Origin of the sequence: Rhodanobacter umsongensis (genome assembly GCF_042654965.1) — a bacterium.
In the GTDB taxonomy this organism is placed as follows: domain Bacteria; phylum Pseudomonadota; class Gammaproteobacteria; order Xanthomonadales; family Rhodanobacteraceae; genus Rhodanobacter; species Rhodanobacter umsongensis.
Genome location: NZ_JBHSMK010000009.1, coordinates 715,713 through 730,006 on the forward strand (window position 1 = coordinate 715,713; position 14,294 = coordinate 730,006).

15 protein-coding genes are annotated in these 14,294 nt (G+C 65.3%); 7 read left to right on the forward strand and 8 right to left on the reverse strand.

Translation table 11 applies throughout. The annotated features are described in order from the left end of the window. Positions 1–65 precede the first annotated feature (65 nt). Together ACFPME_RS15940 and purE are read right to left on the reverse strand one after the other, a co-directional pair. A complete protein-coding gene (locus tag ACFPME_RS15940; RefSeq protein WP_377306650.1) occupies positions 66–1,232 on the reverse strand; it encodes a 5-(carboxyamino)imidazole ribonucleotide synthase in 1,167 nt (388 codons plus the stop codon). After that, positions 1,229–1,732 carry a 5-(carboxyamino)imidazole ribonucleotide mutase gene (gene purE, locus ACFPME_RS15945; RefSeq protein WP_377306651.1) on the reverse strand — a complete coding sequence of 168 codons (504 nt, stop codon included), beginning with the start codon at positions 1,730–1,732 and terminating at the stop codon, positions 1,229–1,231. Before purE ends, ACFPME_RS15940 begins: the two co-directional genes overlap by 4 nt. A 64-nt stretch (positions 1,733–1,796) precedes the next feature. Here purE and ACFPME_RS15950 point away from each other — a divergent pair, with 64 nt between their 5' ends. The 4 genes from ACFPME_RS15950 to ACFPME_RS15965 all read left to right on the forward strand — a co-directional run bounded on the left by ACFPME_RS15950 (position 1,797) and on the right by ACFPME_RS15965 (position 5,818). After that, positions 1,797–2,066: a Trm112 family protein gene (locus tag ACFPME_RS15950; RefSeq protein WP_377306652.1), complete on the forward strand. Its 270-nt coding sequence runs from the start codon at positions 1,797–1,799 to the stop codon at positions 2,064–2,066. Positions 2,067–2,197: 131 nt separating this feature from the next. Continuing rightward, positions 2,198–4,513, forward strand: a complete 2,316-nt coding sequence (locus tag ACFPME_RS15955) for a DUF1631 domain-containing protein (RefSeq protein ID WP_377306653.1) — start codon at positions 2,198–2,200, stop codon at positions 4,511–4,513. After that, positions 4,510–5,367 carry a carboxylating nicotinate-nucleotide diphosphorylase gene (nadC, locus tag ACFPME_RS15960; RefSeq protein ID WP_377306655.1) on the forward strand — a complete coding sequence of 286 codons (858 nt, stop codon included), beginning with the start codon at positions 4,510–4,512 and terminating at the stop codon, positions 5,365–5,367. The genes ACFPME_RS15955 and nadC overlap by 4 nt, the downstream gene beginning before the upstream one ends. Positions 5,368–5,413: 46 nt before the next feature. Then, complete coding sequence (locus ACFPME_RS15965) at positions 5,414–5,818, forward strand: DUF3301 domain-containing protein (RefSeq protein WP_377306656.1); 405 nt, start codon at positions 5,414–5,416, stop codon at positions 5,816–5,818. 32 nt (positions 5,819–5,850) lie between these two features. Here ACFPME_RS15965 and ACFPME_RS15970 read toward each other — a convergent pair whose 3' ends face one another. From ACFPME_RS15970 to petA, 5 genes are all read right to left on the reverse strand, one after another. Then, positions 5,851–6,306, reverse strand: coding sequence for a ClpXP protease specificity-enhancing factor (locus ACFPME_RS15970; RefSeq protein WP_377306657.1), 456 nt, complete (start codon positions 6,304–6,306; stop codon positions 5,851–5,853). Beyond that, positions 6,293–6,931: a glutathione S-transferase N-terminal domain-containing protein gene (locus ACFPME_RS15975; protein WP_377306658.1), complete on the reverse strand. Its 639-nt coding sequence runs from the start codon at positions 6,929–6,931 to the stop codon at positions 6,293–6,295. The genes ACFPME_RS15970 and ACFPME_RS15975 overlap by 14 nt, the downstream gene beginning before the upstream one ends. 69 nt (positions 6,932–7,000) lie before the next feature. Then, positions 7,001–7,741: a cytochrome c1 gene (locus ACFPME_RS15980; RefSeq protein WP_377306798.1), complete on the reverse strand. Its 741-nt coding sequence runs from the start codon at positions 7,739–7,741 to the stop codon at positions 7,001–7,003. A 13-nt stretch (positions 7,742–7,754) separates the two neighbouring features. Next, on the reverse strand, positions 7,755–9,056 hold the full coding sequence (locus ACFPME_RS15985; protein ID WP_377306660.1) for a cytochrome b: 1,302 nt from the start codon (positions 9,054–9,056) through the stop codon (positions 7,755–7,757). Beyond that, on the reverse strand, positions 9,056–9,661 hold the full coding sequence (petA, locus tag ACFPME_RS15990) for a ubiquinol-cytochrome c reductase iron-sulfur subunit (protein WP_377306661.1): 606 nt from the start codon (positions 9,659–9,661) through the stop codon (positions 9,056–9,058). The genes ACFPME_RS15985 and petA overlap by 1 nt, the downstream gene beginning before the upstream one ends. 163 nt (positions 9,662–9,824) lie before the next feature. Here petA and ACFPME_RS15995 point away from each other — a divergent pair, with 163 nt between their 5' ends. Continuing rightward, complete coding sequence (locus ACFPME_RS15995) at positions 9,825–11,003, forward strand: S1C family serine protease (protein ID WP_377306662.1); 1,179 nt, start codon at positions 9,825–9,827, stop codon at positions 11,001–11,003. Position 11,004: 1 nt separating this feature from the next. On the opposite strand, the gene ACFPME_RS16000 is transcribed toward ACFPME_RS15995, so the two are convergent. After that, a complete protein-coding gene (locus ACFPME_RS16000; protein ID WP_377306663.1) occupies positions 11,005–12,201 on the reverse strand; it encodes a lytic transglycosylase domain-containing protein in 1,197 nt (398 codons plus the stop codon). Positions 12,202–12,433: 232 nt separating this feature from the next. Here ACFPME_RS16000 and miaB point away from each other — a divergent pair, with 232 nt between their 5' ends. Continuing rightward, positions 12,434–13,801: a tRNA (N6-isopentenyl adenosine(37)-C2)-methylthiotransferase MiaB gene (gene miaB, locus ACFPME_RS16005; protein ID WP_377306664.1), complete on the forward strand. Its 1,368-nt coding sequence runs from the start codon at positions 12,434–12,436 to the stop codon at positions 13,799–13,801. Continuing rightward, complete coding sequence (locus ACFPME_RS16010; protein WP_377306666.1) at positions 13,798–14,289, forward strand: GNAT family N-acetyltransferase; 492 nt, start codon at positions 13,798–13,800, stop codon at positions 14,287–14,289. Before miaB ends, ACFPME_RS16010 begins: the two co-directional genes overlap by 4 nt. The last annotated feature ends 5 nt before the right edge of the window (positions 14,290–14,294 follow it).

The window sequence follows — 14,294 nt, forward strand, 5'->3', positions numbered from 1 at the left end:
GGCGAAACAGGAACGGAGCCTCGCGGCTCCGTTTTTTTTTGTCCGGCGGGCCGTTTACGACAGCCTCAACGAAACGATTCGGTCAAATGCCGCAGCACCGGAGCCACCTGGGCCTCGCGCCCGAGTAGACCGGCGACCTCGGCCAATCGCGCGGTCAGCCGTTCGGCGTCCGGCGCGCAAACCGTAGCGTGACCGACTTTCCGCCCCGGCCGAGCCTGCTTGCCGTAGTCGTGCCAGTGCGCATCGACCGTCTGCAGTACCGGCGATGCATCGGGCAGGTCACCGATCCAGTTGAACATTGCCGACATGCCGCGCGCACCGGTGTCGCCCAGCGGCAAGCCAAGCACGGCACGCACATGATTCTCGAACTGGCTGGTGTGCGCCCCCTCGATCGTCCAGTGGCCCGAGTTGTGCACGCGCGGCGCCATCTCGTTGCCGAGCAGCTCGCCGTCCTTGACGAACAGCTCCAGCGCGAACACGCCGACGTAACCCAGCCGCTCGGCGAGGGTGCGGGCAAGTTCGGTGGCACGATGCTGCAGCAGGTCGATGCCTGGCGCCGGCGCCAGGCTCATCGACAGCACGCCATCGACATGCCAGTTGCCGGTCAGCGGCCAGGTGCGGAAATCGCCGTCGCGCCCGCGCACCGCAAGCACCGACAGCTCCCGCTCGAACGCTACGAACGCCTCCAGGATCAGGCCGTGCTTCGACGCCTGCGCGCCAAGCGCGGCCCACGCCGCATCCGCATCGGCCAGCTCGCGCAGCCGGAACTGGCCCTTGCCGTCATAGCCGAGCCGACGCGTTTTCAGGATCGCCGGCACGCCGACCGCGGCCAGCGCCGCGTCCAGTTGTTCTCGCGTGTCCACCGTCCTGAAGTCCGGGGTGGGAAGGCCGCACTCGCGGAACAGGGTTTTCTCGGCCAGCCGGTCCTGCGCCACCGCCAAGGCCCCCGGTGCCGGGAAAACCGCCACCCGCTCGGCTAGCCAGTGCGCGCTCTGGGCAGGTACGTTCTCGAAATCGAAGGTGACCACGTCGACCTGCCTGGCGAAGATCTCCAGCGCCGCGTAGTCGGCCCAATCAGCCACGGCCAATGGCGCGACCTGCCCCGCGCACGCATCGGCAGAACTGTCCACCACCAGCGTCTTCACGCCCAGCGGTGCCGCCGCCAGCGCCAGCATGCGCGCCAGTTGGCCGCCGCCGAGCACACCCAGCACGGGCTGCCGACGTTCGTTCATTGACGGGGATCCGGTTGCTCGAGCACGGCCTGGGTCTGTCGCGTACGCCAGTTGTCCAGTGCCGTGGCCAGCCCGGGGTCATGCAGCGCCAGCACCGCGACCGCCAGCAGGCCGGCGTTCACCGCGCCAGCGCGGCCAATGGCCAGCGTGCCCACGGGAATGCCTGCCGGCATCTGCGCGATCGACAGCAGCGAGTCCATGCCATTCAGTGCCAGGGACTGCACAGGCACGCCAAACACGGGCAGGCGGGTCTTCGCTGCCAGCATGCCGGGGAGATGGGCGGCACCGCCGGCGCCGGCGATGATCACGTGGACACCCCGCGACCGTGCCTGTTCGGCATAACTGAACAGCAGATCCGGCGTGCGATGGGCGGAGACCACCCGCACCTCGTGCGGCACGCCCAGCTCGGTAAGGACATTGGCGGCGTGTTGCATGGTTTCCCAGTCCGAACGCGACCCCATTACGACGCCAACGCGCGGCGGCTTGGTAGTTCCTGTCATGGCCCGGTCGCCCAAAAACGGCTATTGTACGGGCTTTCCCAGCCTTGGCACACCCGCAACCACCATGGACAAGCGCCTCCTCGACATCCTGTGCTGCCCGGTCAGCAAAACGCCGGTGCGCCCGCTGAGCAAGCGCGAACTCGATGCCCTGAACGACGCCATTGCTGCCGGCAAGGTCGAATCCGTCGCCGGCGCTGCGGTGCGAGAGCGCATCGCCGAAGCACTGATAACGACGGATCGAAAAGTGGTTTATCGGGTCGAGGATGGCATTCCGGTCATGTTGCCCGAGGAAGGTATCGGTACGCTGCAGCTGACGGATTTCCCCCCCGCCTGACGTCCTGCTTGATCGCTCCGACCGGCGCGGGCTCCCGATGCATGACACGGGCACCCGCTTTGGCTTATCGTCAGCGTCTGCGGGCGGGTTCGGGTCGCGTGGTGCGCCGCAATGTTTTTCAGGGGTTGGCGATGAACGAAGCCGGTGATCCATCCAAAGTCGTCAACCTGAGCCAGCGCCAAGGCCCCGCCAGCGAGCGCATCGGCGAGTTGCTCAACGCAGTGCGCAGCATTGCCGGCAAACGCCTGCAGCAGTGGATCGGCAATGCCTTCGAGCACGTCGACGATGCGCTGTTCGATCTGGCCGAAAAGGCGGAGAACAACGCCGCCCAGATGCATTATTTCGATGGCATGCGCGAGGTCCGCAAGCGCCGCCCCGCAGTGGAGCGCAGCTTTCTCGGCACGATCAACCGCGACCTTGGCGAACTGGCCCATCCGGCGCAGCCGCCCCAGGCCAGCGCAGGCGTGATGTCGTCCGGTCCGGTCGAGCTGTCGCTGGTGGCGGACAACGAATTGGAAGAGTCGCTGGCAATCACCAGCATGATCGGCAAGAACGAATCGCGGCTGTCGCGCGACCTGTTCGCGGTCAATCAGCGGCTGTCGGTGATCTGTGGCGGGCACAAGGTCGACGACGCCAGCAACCCTGTCGCGCCGGCCATCCTGTCACAGGCGTTCCGCCAGGCGCTACACGAACTCAGCGCGGACATGCGCGTCAAGCTGATCATCTACAAGCTGTTCGATCGTTACGTGCTGTCGTCGCTGGAAGAGCTCTACCAGGAAATCAACGCCGAGCTGGTGCGCGCCGGCGTGCTCCCGCAGATGCGCCACGAAGTGGTGCGCGGCGGCAACGCAAAGGCCGCCGACGGGAGCGTCCATGGCGGCAACCAGCAAACCGGCGCCGCCACCGCCACGCCGGACGAAGGCGGCGAAATTCCCAGCGATCTGCTGCAGACCCTGCACGCTCTGTTCAGTGCGCGCCGCGCACCCGCCATCGGTGGGGTGAATGGCGGCGGCGGAGCGGGCAAGCATGCGATGAGCGGGCCGTTGCCTTCGGCCAATGAGTTGCTTGGCGCGCTCAGCGTGCTGCAGAGCCAGATCGCCAGCGCCGGGCCGCTGCCTTACGCGCAACCGGGCGATGCCGCCGAACTCAGTCGCGAAGTACTGCAACTGAAGGGCCAGCTGCTGACCCAGATCGGCGCATTGCGCGGCGAGCGACCCAGCCATGTCGCCACCATCGATGAGGACACCATCGACCTGGTAGGCATGCTGTTCGAATTCATTCTGGAAGATCGCAACCTGCCCGCCGCGATGCAGGTGATGCTGGCGCGGCTGCAGATTCCCTATCTCAAGGCGGCGATTCTCGATCGCAAGCTGTTCGCCCATCGCCAGCACCCTGCGCGCCGGCTGCTGGATTGCCTGGCCGAACAGGCCAAGGGCTGGTCGGAGGAATCCGACCGCGACCACCGCCTGCACGAGAAGGTGAAGTCGATCGTCGATCAGCTGCTGCACGATTTCGACGATGACATGGGCATTTTCGAACGCCTGCTGGTCGACCTGCAGCAGTTCCAGGACATCAACAAGCGCCGCTCCGAGCTGGCCGAACAGCGTGTGGCCGAATCCACCCGCGGCCGCGAAAAACTTGAACAGGCGCGCCGCCGCGCCGCGCGCGAGATCCTCGATCGCATCGGTGAGCAGAAACTGCCGCCGCTGGTGCATGGCATCCTGGCACGAGCCTGGGCCAATCACCTGGTGCTGACCCTGCTGCGGCAGGGCGAAGCATCCCCGGAGTTCAGAAGCGCGCTGCGCTTTGTCGACGATTTCATCGCCAGCACGCGCCCGGCGACCCAGCCGGAAAGCCGCCAGGCCCTGCGCCAGATGCTGCCGGGAATCGAGCGGGCGCTGCGCCAGGGCCTGGCCAACGTGGCGTTCCAGGAGCAGGACGTCGAGCGCCTGCTTGCCCAGTTGCACACCTATTATCGGCAGCAGCTTGGCGAGACGCTGGCGGAGGCCGAGGTTGTCGCCATCGAGGAGGACGCGGCCATGCTGGCGATCCCCGACAGCATTCAACCGGTCATCGACCACGGCACCACGGCGGCCACGCAGGACGACGATGAGGAAGAAACCGTCGAAGTTCCGCTGGACAGCCCGGAATGGCATCAGGTGCAGGCACTGCAACCAGGCACCTGGCTGGAGTTCTGCCTCGCGGACGAAGCGATGACCCGGGCCAAGCTGTCGTGGATCAGCCCGATGAGCGGCCGTTATCTGTTCGTCAATCGGCGTGGCCTGAAAGTGGCCGATTACCCCCCGCAGGAACTCGCTGCGCTGCTCGCTGGCGGCCAGGCCCGCGTGCTGGCCGCCAACGCGTTGTTCGACCGGGCGATGAACGCCATCGTCGGCAAGCTGAGTCAGCCGGAAACAACGCCGGCCACGGGTAGCCACATCGAATGAGCCGTGCACCATCGCTTGCTGCGCCGGACGCCGCGCAGATCGCGGTCGATGTCGAGCGCGCCCTTGCCGAGGATCTGGGTACAGGCGACGCCACGGCGGAACTCCTGCCTGGCGATGCCCATGCCCACGCCGTCCTGACCTGCCGCGACGCGGCAGTGATCGCCGGCACCGCATGGTTCGATGCGTGCTTCCACCGGCTCGATCCGGCCGTGCAGATCGACTGGCAGGTGAGCGATGGCGAAATGGTCGAAGCCGGCGCCGTGATCTGCCACCTGTCGGGGAACGCGCGCGCGCTGGTCACGGCCGAGCGCTCGGCGCTGAACTTCCTGCAACTGCTCTCCGCCACGGCGACGGTGACCGCGGCGCACGTTGCCGCCGTCGCTGGCACCAGCGTGCGCATCCTGGATACCCGCAAGACCATCCCGGGCCTGCGCATCGCGCAGAAGTATGCGGTGCGATGTGGCGGCGGGCATAACCACCGCATCGGCCTGTACGACGCGATCCTGATCAAGGAAAACCACATCATCGCCGCCGGCAGCATCGCTGCCGCGGTTCGGGCGGCGCGCCAATTGCACCCTGACCTGCTGCTCGAGATCGAGGTCGAAGACCTCGATGAGCTGGCGCTGGCGCTCGATGCCGGCGTGGACCGGATCATGCTGGACAATTTCGACCTGGCCCGAATGGCCGAGGCGGTGCGCCGCGCCGCCGGTCGCACGCCGCTGGAGGTATCCGGCAACGTCGACCTGCAAACGATCGGCAAGTTCGCGCGCACCGGCGTCGACTTCATTTCGGTCGGCGCGCTGACCAAGCATGTGCGCGCCATCGACTTGTCGCTGCGTTTGCAGCTGGCCTGAACCGCTCCCGCTTGCGCGCGATCGGTGGGGCCCACACACTGCAGCGATGAGCGATCTTTCCAACCTTCTGCTGTTGCTGGCCCTGGCCGGCATCGTCGGACTGTGGCTGAAGCTGAGCCTGGCATGCGAGCGCGCGACCCGGGAGGCTCGGCGGCAATGCCAGCAGCATGGCCTGCAGTTGCTCGATGAAACGGTGGGGCTTCGCGGCGCGCGCCTGCGGCGCGTCAACGGACTACGCATGCTCGAACGCTGTTACGGCTTCGAGGTGAGCATCGATGGTCACGACCGCGAACCAGGCCGGCTGTGGATGATCGGCGATGCGCTCAGCGGCCTCAGCCTGCCGACGATCGAATTGCTGGCGCACGAAGAGACCGGTACCCGGACAGCATTGCCGCCGCCATCGGACAATGTCGTGCCGCTGCGACCTCGCGCGGGGAACCGGCTGCACTGATCACCTGCTACCAGGCAGCCGCAACCACTCCGTTACTTGACCACCCGCAAATGCGGCGCGCCACGTTTGGGTTTGTCGCCGCCCGCATCGGCATGCGGCGCCGGTTCCGCATGGTCGGGCTGAGGCGCGGAGGGCGGCGGAATGTCACCGCCTTCTTCCTCGGCTGGAAACATCATGCCCTGGCCGTTTTCCTGCGCATACAGCGCAAGCACCGCCAGCACCGGAATCTGGATCGTCTGGCTGACGCCGGAGAAGCGCGCCTGAAAGCTGATCCACTCGTTGCCCAGATCCAGGTTGGCCACGGCGCGCATCGCCAGGTTGAGCACCACCTGGCCATTCTTGACCACCTGAGGCGGCACCCGGACGCCAGCGAAACCGGCATCGACCAGCACGTACGGCGTCAGGTTGTTGTCGCTGATCCAGTCATAGATCGCCCGCAACAGATACGGACGATTGGAGGTCATTGGCACGGTTTCATTCTTGCTCATGGAGGGGACGCATCGCCTTTTCCTGATCGGTCATGCTGCGCGCAAAACCCTGACTGTGAAACAAACGCTCGCCATAGTCGATGACAGGCTTGCCTTCGCGACCCAGCTCCACGCCCAGCCACGGCAGCCGCCAGATCACCGGCGCCACCAGGCAATCGGCCAGGCTCATCTCGGGGTTGAGGAAGAATTTCGATGCCTTGAACAGCGGCACCGCCGACAGCAGCTGCTCGCGCAGACGCTTGCGCGCCGCGTCCGCCGGGCGGCCACCAGCCCGAATGATGTCCACCTCGGTCAGCCAGTCCTTCTCGATGCGCACTGCCGCCACCCGCAGGCGCGCCCGCGACTGCGGATCGATCGGCATCAACGGCGGGTGCGGATAGCGCTCGTCCAGGTATTCGCACACCACCGAGGTGTCGAACAGGGTCAGATCACGGTCGACCAGGGTCGGCGTGCTCGCATAGGGGTTGAGGTCGACCAGGTCCTCCGGCGGCTTGGCCGGGTCCACCAGTACCCGTTCGTAGCTGACGCCCTTGGCGGCCAGCACCAGGCGGGCGCGATGACACTGGATGTCATCAGCCGTGGTGTAGAGCGTCAGTACGGTACGTGAGCGAACGCTTTGGACCATTGGCGATTCCCTATCGGTAAGACGATTGCGGCGGCTCATGGCCGCCGCAATCGGATGATGCGACCCGGCTCAGTGGACGTCTTTCCAGTATTCCTTCTTGAGCATCGCCGCCAGCAAGGTGAAGAACGCCAGGAACAACAGCACCCAGATACCGTAATGATGACGCTGCAGCGCGGCCGGTTCGGAAGCGTATTCCAGGAAGCTGGTCAGGTCGCGGGTGGCCTGCTGGAACTGCGCCGGGGTCAGCTTGCCCGGCTTCGACAGCACCAGCTTCTCCACTTCCGGATCCGCACCCGGCTTGGCCGGCTTCATTTCGGCCGTCTGCAGGCCCTGCAACTCCCACAGCGGAAACGGCATCGATGCGTTCGGGAACACCGTATTGTTCCAGCCCACCGGGCGACTCGGGTCCAGATAGAACGAGTTCAGGTAGCCGTAAACCCAGTCCGCGCCCTTCGCACGCACTTCCAGCGACAGATCCGGCGGTGTCTTCCCGAACCACTTGGCGGCCGAATCTTCCGGCATGTGCGAAACCACGTTTTCACCGAATTTGGCCCCGGTGAAATTGAGGTTCTGCATCACCTCCTGTTCGGACAGGCCCAGGTCCGTGGCGATCCGCTCGTAACGCACGTACTTCAGCGAGTGGCAGCCGACGCAGTAGTTGAAGAACAGCTTGGCACCGCGTTGCAGCGAAGCCTGATCCTGCACATTGGTACCGGCGGAAGGCAGGCCGCCCTCTTCCGCGGCCTGCACCGACACACTGCCGACGATCAGACTGAACGCCAACGCCACCGGGAAGATGTACCGCTTCATTAGCAGCTGCCGCTTAGTCATGCGTCGTCACCCGTTCCGGAACCGGCTTGGTCTTTTCCCAGCCGAAATATGTGTAAGCCCAAAGGAAGGCGAAGAACCCGAAGTAGATCAGCGTCATCAAGCGGCCGAACAGGTTCTCCCAGAACGTCACGTCGATATCGCCGAACCACGCCGGAATCACCTCGGCGGTAATGCCCGCGCCGACCGCACCGAGCATGAAGAACGACAGTACGAACAGCCCCAGTGCCACCTTGTATCCGGTGCCGCGATAGCGGATCGACTTGACCTTGCCGCGATCGAACCACGGCAGTGCGAACAACACCGCGATGGAACCGAACATGGCGATCACGCCCCACACGGCCGAGCCGAGGAAGGACGGGATCATGCGCACGATCGCGTAGAACGGGGTGAAGTACCACACCGGCTTGATATGCGACGGCGTGACCAGGTTGTTCGCCGGAATGAAGTTGTCGTGCTCCAGGAACCAGCCGCCGAACGTCGGTGCGAAGAAGATGATGAACGCGGCGATCAGCAGGAAGAAGCCCACACCGACCAGGTCCTTCACCGTGTAGTACGGATGGAACGGAATGCCGTCGGCCGGCTTCAACGCATCCCAGCGGTTGCCCTTGGGACCCTTCTTGATCTCCACGCCGTCGGGGTTGTTCGAACCCACTTCGTGCAGCGCGGCGATGTGCAGCACCACCAGCAGCAAAAGCACGATCGGCAGAGCTATCACGTGCAGCGCGAAGAAACGGTTGAGCGTGGCATCGGCCGGCAGGAAATCGCCCATGATCCACTCCACCAGCGTGCCGCCGATGTAGGGAATGGTGCCGAACAGCGAGATGATCACCTTGGCGCCCCAGAACGACATGTTGCCCCACGGCAGCACGTAGCCCATGAATGCCTCGGCCATCAACACCAGGAAGATCAGCATGCCGAGCAGCCACACCAGCTCGCGCGGCTTCTTGTACGAGCCGTACATCATGCCGCGGAACATGTGCAGGAACACCACCACGAAGAACAGCGAAGCGCCGGTGGAGTGCATGTAGCGGATCAACCAGCCCCACTCCACGTCACGCATGATGTACTCGACCGAGGCGAAGGCTCCCGCCGCGCTCGGGTTGAAGTTCATGGTGAGGAAGATCCCGGTGACGATCTGGTTGACCAGTACCAGCAGGGCCAGCGAACCGAAGTAGTACCAGAGATTGAAATTCTTCGGCGCGTAATACTCGGTCATGTGCGCGCGGTACATCGGCATCATGCCCGGTGCGCGTTCATTGACCCAGTCACCGATGCTTGTGAATACGTTGGCCATTAGCCAGCCTCCTTCGGATCCACGCCAATCTGGATGGTGCTGTCGTCGATGAAATGGTACGGCGGCACCTGGAGGTTCTTCGGCGCCGGGACGCCGCTGAACACGCGGCCGGCGAGGTCATAGCGCGATTTGTGGCAAGGGCAGTAGAAGCCGCCCTTCCAGTTCGGATCGAACGGCTCGGGCTTGATCTCGGGCACGAACTCCGGCACGCAGCCGAGGTGCGTGCATATGCCCACGATCACCAGCCATTCCGGCTTGATCGAGCGGGCTTCGTTCTGCGCGTACTTCGGTTGCTGCCCGGCGGAAGCGCCGTCGGACTTCGGGTCGACCAGACGCGAGTCCACCATCGGCAGCGTGTCGAGCTGGGCCTTGGTGCGGTTGAGCACGAACACCGGCAGGCCGCGCCAGGACACGCTCAACATCTGGCCCGCCTCGATCTTGGCCAACGACTGGGTAACCGGAGCGCCAGCAGCCTTGGCACGGGCGCTGGGTTCCCACGACTTGATGAAGGGCACAGCTGCCGACACGATTCCGATGCCACCAACCACCGCGGTGGTTGCTGTCAGGAAACGGCGGCGGCCGTGATCGACGACTTCGTTCGCCATCAGGCTCTCCGGTACTTGCAATGTCTGTCTGTGGTGGGGTTTGGGACCCCGCAAAAATCGCGTTAGTGTAGCGTCAGGCCTGGCCTCGTACAATAAACCGGATCGGGCGAAGCCCTTTCACCGCAACATTCGCCACGACTTGCCGGGACGCTCTCCTTTCGACATGAAACATGCCGCCGGCACGCTCCTGTTCATTGCACGATTCGCCATCCTCGGGCTAGCCATGGCTTTCGTCGTGGGCCTGTTCTGGCCCGGCAGCGGCGAACGCCTGCGCCAACGCTTCGGCCTGGCCCCCTTTTCCACGGCAACACTCGGTCAGCATCAGCCGGGCCGCGGCCCGGTCTCCTATGCGGATGCGGTAGCCGCCGCCGCGCCTTCGGTGGTGAACATCTATGCCAACAAGATCGTCACCGAGCAGGCCGTGCGCATGTACGACAATCCGGTGCTGCAGCAACTGTTCGGCGGCCAGCCCACCACGTTCCAGCATCGCGAACAGACGCTGGGTTCGGGCGTGATCGTCAGCGCACAGGATCAGGGCTACGTGCTCACCAACAATCACGTGATCGCCCACGCCGCCGACATCCAGGTACTGCTGTACGACGGCCGCATCGCCAAGGCCACCCTGGTGGGGGCGGACGAGGAATCCGATCTGGCGGTGCTGAAGATCGACGCCAGCAATCTCCCGGTGATCCAGATGGCCGGCCAGCAGCCATTGCGGCCTGGCGACGTGGTGCTGGCGATCGGCAATCCGCTGGGACTCAACCAGACCGTGACGATGGGCATCGTCAGCGCGATCGGCCGCCAGTTGAACAGTTCGAGCGCCGAGGATTTCATCCAGACCGATGCGGCCATCAACCTCGGCAATTCCGGCGGTGCGCTGGTCAACGCCGAAGGGCAACTGGTCGGCATCAACACGCTGCTGATCGGCAAGGCCGCGGGCGCCGAGGGCATCGGCTTTGCCATACCGGTGACCACCGCGAAAAAAGTGCTGGACCAGATCATCGCCACCGGTCACGTGGTGCGCGGCTGGATCGGTGCCGACTACGCGTTCGTCCCGGTGGCCGCCGACAGCGGCCTGCCGGCAGCGGCGCGCGGCGCCCAGGTGACCACGGTCTATCCGGGCAGCCCGGCGGCGCAGGCCGGCATCCAGCCGCGCGACATCCTGCTTCGCATCGGCACCGACGACATCCTGGATCCGGCCGATCTGCGCCGCCGTGAGGCGGCGCTCAAGCCTGGCAGCAAGGTGCAGATCTCCGGCCTGCGCAATGGCAACCCGTTCCATCTCGAGGTCACTCTTGCGCAGCGGCCGGCAATGAGCGCAAACGCGCTGCCCGACCGCTGAGTCAGCCCGATCCGCGCGACGCCAGCGGCGGATGGATCGCGGCGCCATAACGCTTGCGCAAGGTGTCCACCCGCTCCACATAGACTTGGGTTTCCGCATAAGGCGGCACGCCCCTGTAACGCTGGACCGCGCCGGGACCGGCGTTGTACGCCGCGGCGGCCAGCCGTTCATTGCCGTCGAAATCGTGCAGCAGCAGGCCCAGGTAGCGCGCGCCGCCGCGAATATTCTGATCGGAGTTGAACGCGTCCAGCACGCCCATGTCGCTGGCCGTGCCCGGCATCAACTGCATCAGCCCCTGCGCACCCTTGAGCGACAGCGCACGCGGATTGAAGGCGCTTTCGGCATGGATGATCGCGCGCAGGAACGCCTCGTCCACACCGTATTCGATGCTGGCCGCGCGGATCGAGTCGGCATACGCGGTGAGGTTGAGCGACACGCTGCCCCAGCGAATCGTCGAATGCAGATTGCATGCGGCGCAGGTGGCGATATAGCTGAAGAGCATGGTCACGGCGCGACCCTTCTGGCCGGCCGGACGCAGGTTGGTGTACTCCACGCTGCCGTCAGCACGCACAATGCGATAGACCGCGCCGCGCAGCACGCGATTGCCCGGAGCCGCTGCCATCGGTGTGGCCAGTGCCTGGGCGTCGTGCGATTCGCGATAGTTCCACTGACCCGGCGCGGCGGCGCCCCCGGCCGACGAAAGCTTTGCGCTGGTTTCTGCCGAGCCGCTCACGGACCCCAGTGACGCGCGCTGTACCAGAACGTCGCCAAGGCGCCGTGCGCTGCTCTCGACGCTGCTTCGTACGCCGGACAGCGAGATGGCCTGGGTGCCGTTAGCCGCGAGGTCGCGCGCACTGGTCGCGACCGATCCGGTCACCCCGGTCAACGATATCCGCAGCGGTGGCGCCGCCGGACGACGCGGCACCGGGGCGTCGTAGCCGCTGATCGCCCTGCAGTGGTGATAGCCGGCCTTGCTGCTGCTGAACACCGTTTCGCCGCTGCCCCCGGTGCATTGATACAGCGTGCCGGCGTGGGCGGCCGGCCACCAGAGCAGAGCACAGCACAGCGCGACCCAGGAGAGGATCGGATGCAACAGGAAGCTCCCCGCGGGATCGACGCTTCCCCCATGTCGTGCGACGTCGGACATGGCCGGCAGTGTGCCGCCATGCGCCGCCCGCGCCAAGTGTGCGCGGGCCATTTCGTGAGCCATCCAGCGCATTTGGGTAGGGAGGCGCCGACCGCAGGGCAGTCCGGCTTCCGCCGACGATGGCAGAACCTGAAGCAGCCGGCCGCCCTCGGCAACACCACCGCACGGCCGGCGCAAGTGCTTGATCCAGCATGCCGATCAGCTGGCGAGCGCACCGGCACGCGGGTAAACTGCGCGGTTCAGCGGATCGCAACTCCTGCTTCACGAACCACGGTATCCACCCATGAGCGGCAAGCCAGCTCCCATGAAACTTTTCATCAAGACCCACGGCTGCCAGATGAACGAGTACGACTCGGCCAAGATGGCCGACGTGCTGAAGGCGTCGCACGGCATGGAGTTGACCCAGGACGAGGCCGAGGCGGACGTGATCCTGATCAATACCTGCTCGATCCGCGAGAAGGCGCAGGAGAAGGTATTCAGCCAGCTCGGCCGCTGGAAGCAGCACAAGAAGGACGGCAAGCCGGTACTGATCGGCGTGGGTGGCTGCGTGGCGTCGCAGGAAGGCGCGGCGATCGTCAAGCGCGCCCCTTACGTCGACCTGGTGTTCGGCCCGCAGACCCTGCATCGGCTGCCGCAACTGATCGAGGCGCAGCGCGCCAGCGGCTTGCCGCAGGTCGACATCAGCTTCCCCGAGATCGAGAAGTTCGACTGCCTGCCCGCGCCGCGCGCGGAAGGTCCGACCGCCTTCGTCTCGATCATGGAAGGCTGCTCGAAGTACTGCAGCTACTGCGTGGTGCCGTACACACGCGGCGAGGAACTCAGCCGCCCGTTCGACGATGTACTTGTCGAGGTCGCCCAGCTCGCCGCGCAAGGCGTGCGCGAGGTCAACCTGCTCGGCCAGAACGTCAACGCTTATCGCGGCCCCACCCACGACGGCGGCATCGCCGACCTCGCCGTGCTGATCCACGCTATCGCGCAGATCGATGGCATCGGCCGCATCCGCTTCACCACCTCGCACCCGCTGGAGTTCTCCGACTCGCTGATCGAGGCTTACGCCAACGTGCCGCAATTGGCCAACTACCTGCACCTGCCGGTGCAGGCCGGTTCCGACCGCATCCTCAGCGCGATGAAGCGCGGCTACACCGCGCTGGAATTCAAGCAGAAGATCCGAAAGCTGCGCGCGGTGCGGCCGGACATCTGCGTCTCGTCGGATTTCATCGTCGGCTTTCCCGGCGAGACCGAGGCAGACTTCGAAAAGACCATGAAGCTGATCGACGACATCGGCTTCGACCAGAGTTTCTCCTTCATCTTCTCCTCGCGTCCGGGCACGCCCGCGGCGGGCCTCGCCGACGACACGCCGGCGGCGGAGAAACATGCGCGGCTGAACCGGCTGCAGGGGGCGATCAATGCGAATGCGAAGGCCATCAGCCAGGCGATGATCGGCAGCGTGCAGCGCGTGCTGGTCGAAAAGCCCAGTACCCGCGACCCCAGCGAACTCACCGGCCGCACCGAAAACATGCGCTTCGTCAATTTTCCGGGCAATCCGCGCCTGATCGGCCAGTTCGTCGACGTGGAGATCACCGAGGCGATGAGCAACTCGCTGCGTGGCCGCGTGAAGCTGGCCGATGAGCCGGCGGCGCTGGCTTCATGAGCGATCCTGTGATCCGGGAAATCGGCGCGGAAGAATTCGAGCGGGTATGGCCGTTGTTTCAGGCAGTCCTCGCCGGTGGCGACACCTACATGTATCCGCCCGATCTCGGCATCGATCGCGCGTGCGCGATGTGGACCACACCGCCATCGCGATGTTTTGTCTCCGAACGCGACGGCGTGGTGCTGGGTTGCTACCGGCTGGCACCGAACCAGATCGGCCTGGGTGATCACGTGGCCAATGGCAGCTACATGGTGGCGCCGCAAGCTCGCGGCCAGGGCATTGCGTCGGCATTGTGCGAGCACTCGCTTGAACAGGCGCGCCAGGCCGGTTTCACCGCCATGCAGTTCAATTGCGTCGTCGCCAGCAATGCGATCGCGGTGCGCCTGTGGCTGCGCCATGGTTTCCGTATCGTCGGCCAGGTGCCCGGCGCATTCCGTCACGCGCAACTCGGGCCCACCGATATCTACGTGATGCACCGCGCCCTCTGAACCAG

Coding starts and splice junctions, on each gene's coding strand:
- ACFPME_RS15995 (WP_377306662.1), top strand. CDS start 9,825: ATGAAACATGCCGCCGGCACGCTCCTGTTCATTGCACGATTCGCCATC.
- ACFPME_RS15940 (WP_377306650.1), bottom strand. CDS start 1,232: ATGAACGAACGTCGGCAGCCCGTGCTGGGTGTGCTCGGCGGCGGCCAA.
- ACFPME_RS16010 (WP_377306666.1), top strand. CDS start 13,798: ATGAGCGATCCTGTGATCCGGGAAATCGGCGCGGAAGAATTCGAGCGG.
- petA (WP_377306661.1), bottom strand. CDS start 9,661: ATGGCGAACGAAGTCGTCGATCACGGCCGCCGCCGTTTCCTGACAGCA.
- ACFPME_RS16000 (WP_377306663.1), bottom strand. CDS start 12,201: ATGGCCCGCGCACACTTGGCGCGGGCGGCGCATGGCGGCACACTGCCG.
- purE (WP_377306651.1), bottom strand. CDS start 1,732: ATGACAGGAACTACCAAGCCGCCGCGCGTTGGCGTCGTAATGGGGTCG.
- ACFPME_RS15955 (WP_377306653.1), top strand. CDS start 2,198: ATGAACGAAGCCGGTGATCCATCCAAAGTCGTCAACCTGAGCCAGCGC.
- ACFPME_RS15950 (WP_377306652.1), top strand. CDS start 1,797: ATGGACAAGCGCCTCCTCGACATCCTGTGCTGCCCGGTCAGCAAAACG.
- ACFPME_RS15970 (WP_377306657.1), bottom strand. CDS start 6,306: ATGAGCAAGAATGAAACCGTGCCAATGACCTCCAATCGTCCGTATCTG.
- ACFPME_RS15965 (WP_377306656.1), top strand. CDS start 5,414: ATGAGCGATCTTTCCAACCTTCTGCTGTTGCTGGCCCTGGCCGGCATC.
- nadC (WP_377306655.1), top strand. CDS start 4,510: ATGAGCCGTGCACCATCGCTTGCTGCGCCGGACGCCGCGCAGATCGCG.
- miaB (WP_377306664.1), top strand. CDS start 12,434: ATGAGCGGCAAGCCAGCTCCCATGAAACTTTTCATCAAGACCCACGGC.
- ACFPME_RS15975 (WP_377306658.1), bottom strand. CDS start 6,931: ATGGTCCAAAGCGTTCGCTCACGTACCGTACTGACGCTCTACACCACG.
- ACFPME_RS15985 (WP_377306660.1), bottom strand. CDS start 9,056: ATGGCCAACGTATTCACAAGCATCGGTGACTGGGTCAATGAACGCGCA.
- ACFPME_RS15980 (WP_377306798.1), bottom strand. CDS start 7,741: ATGAAGCGGTACATCTTCCCGGTGGCGTTGGCGTTCAGTCTGATCGTC.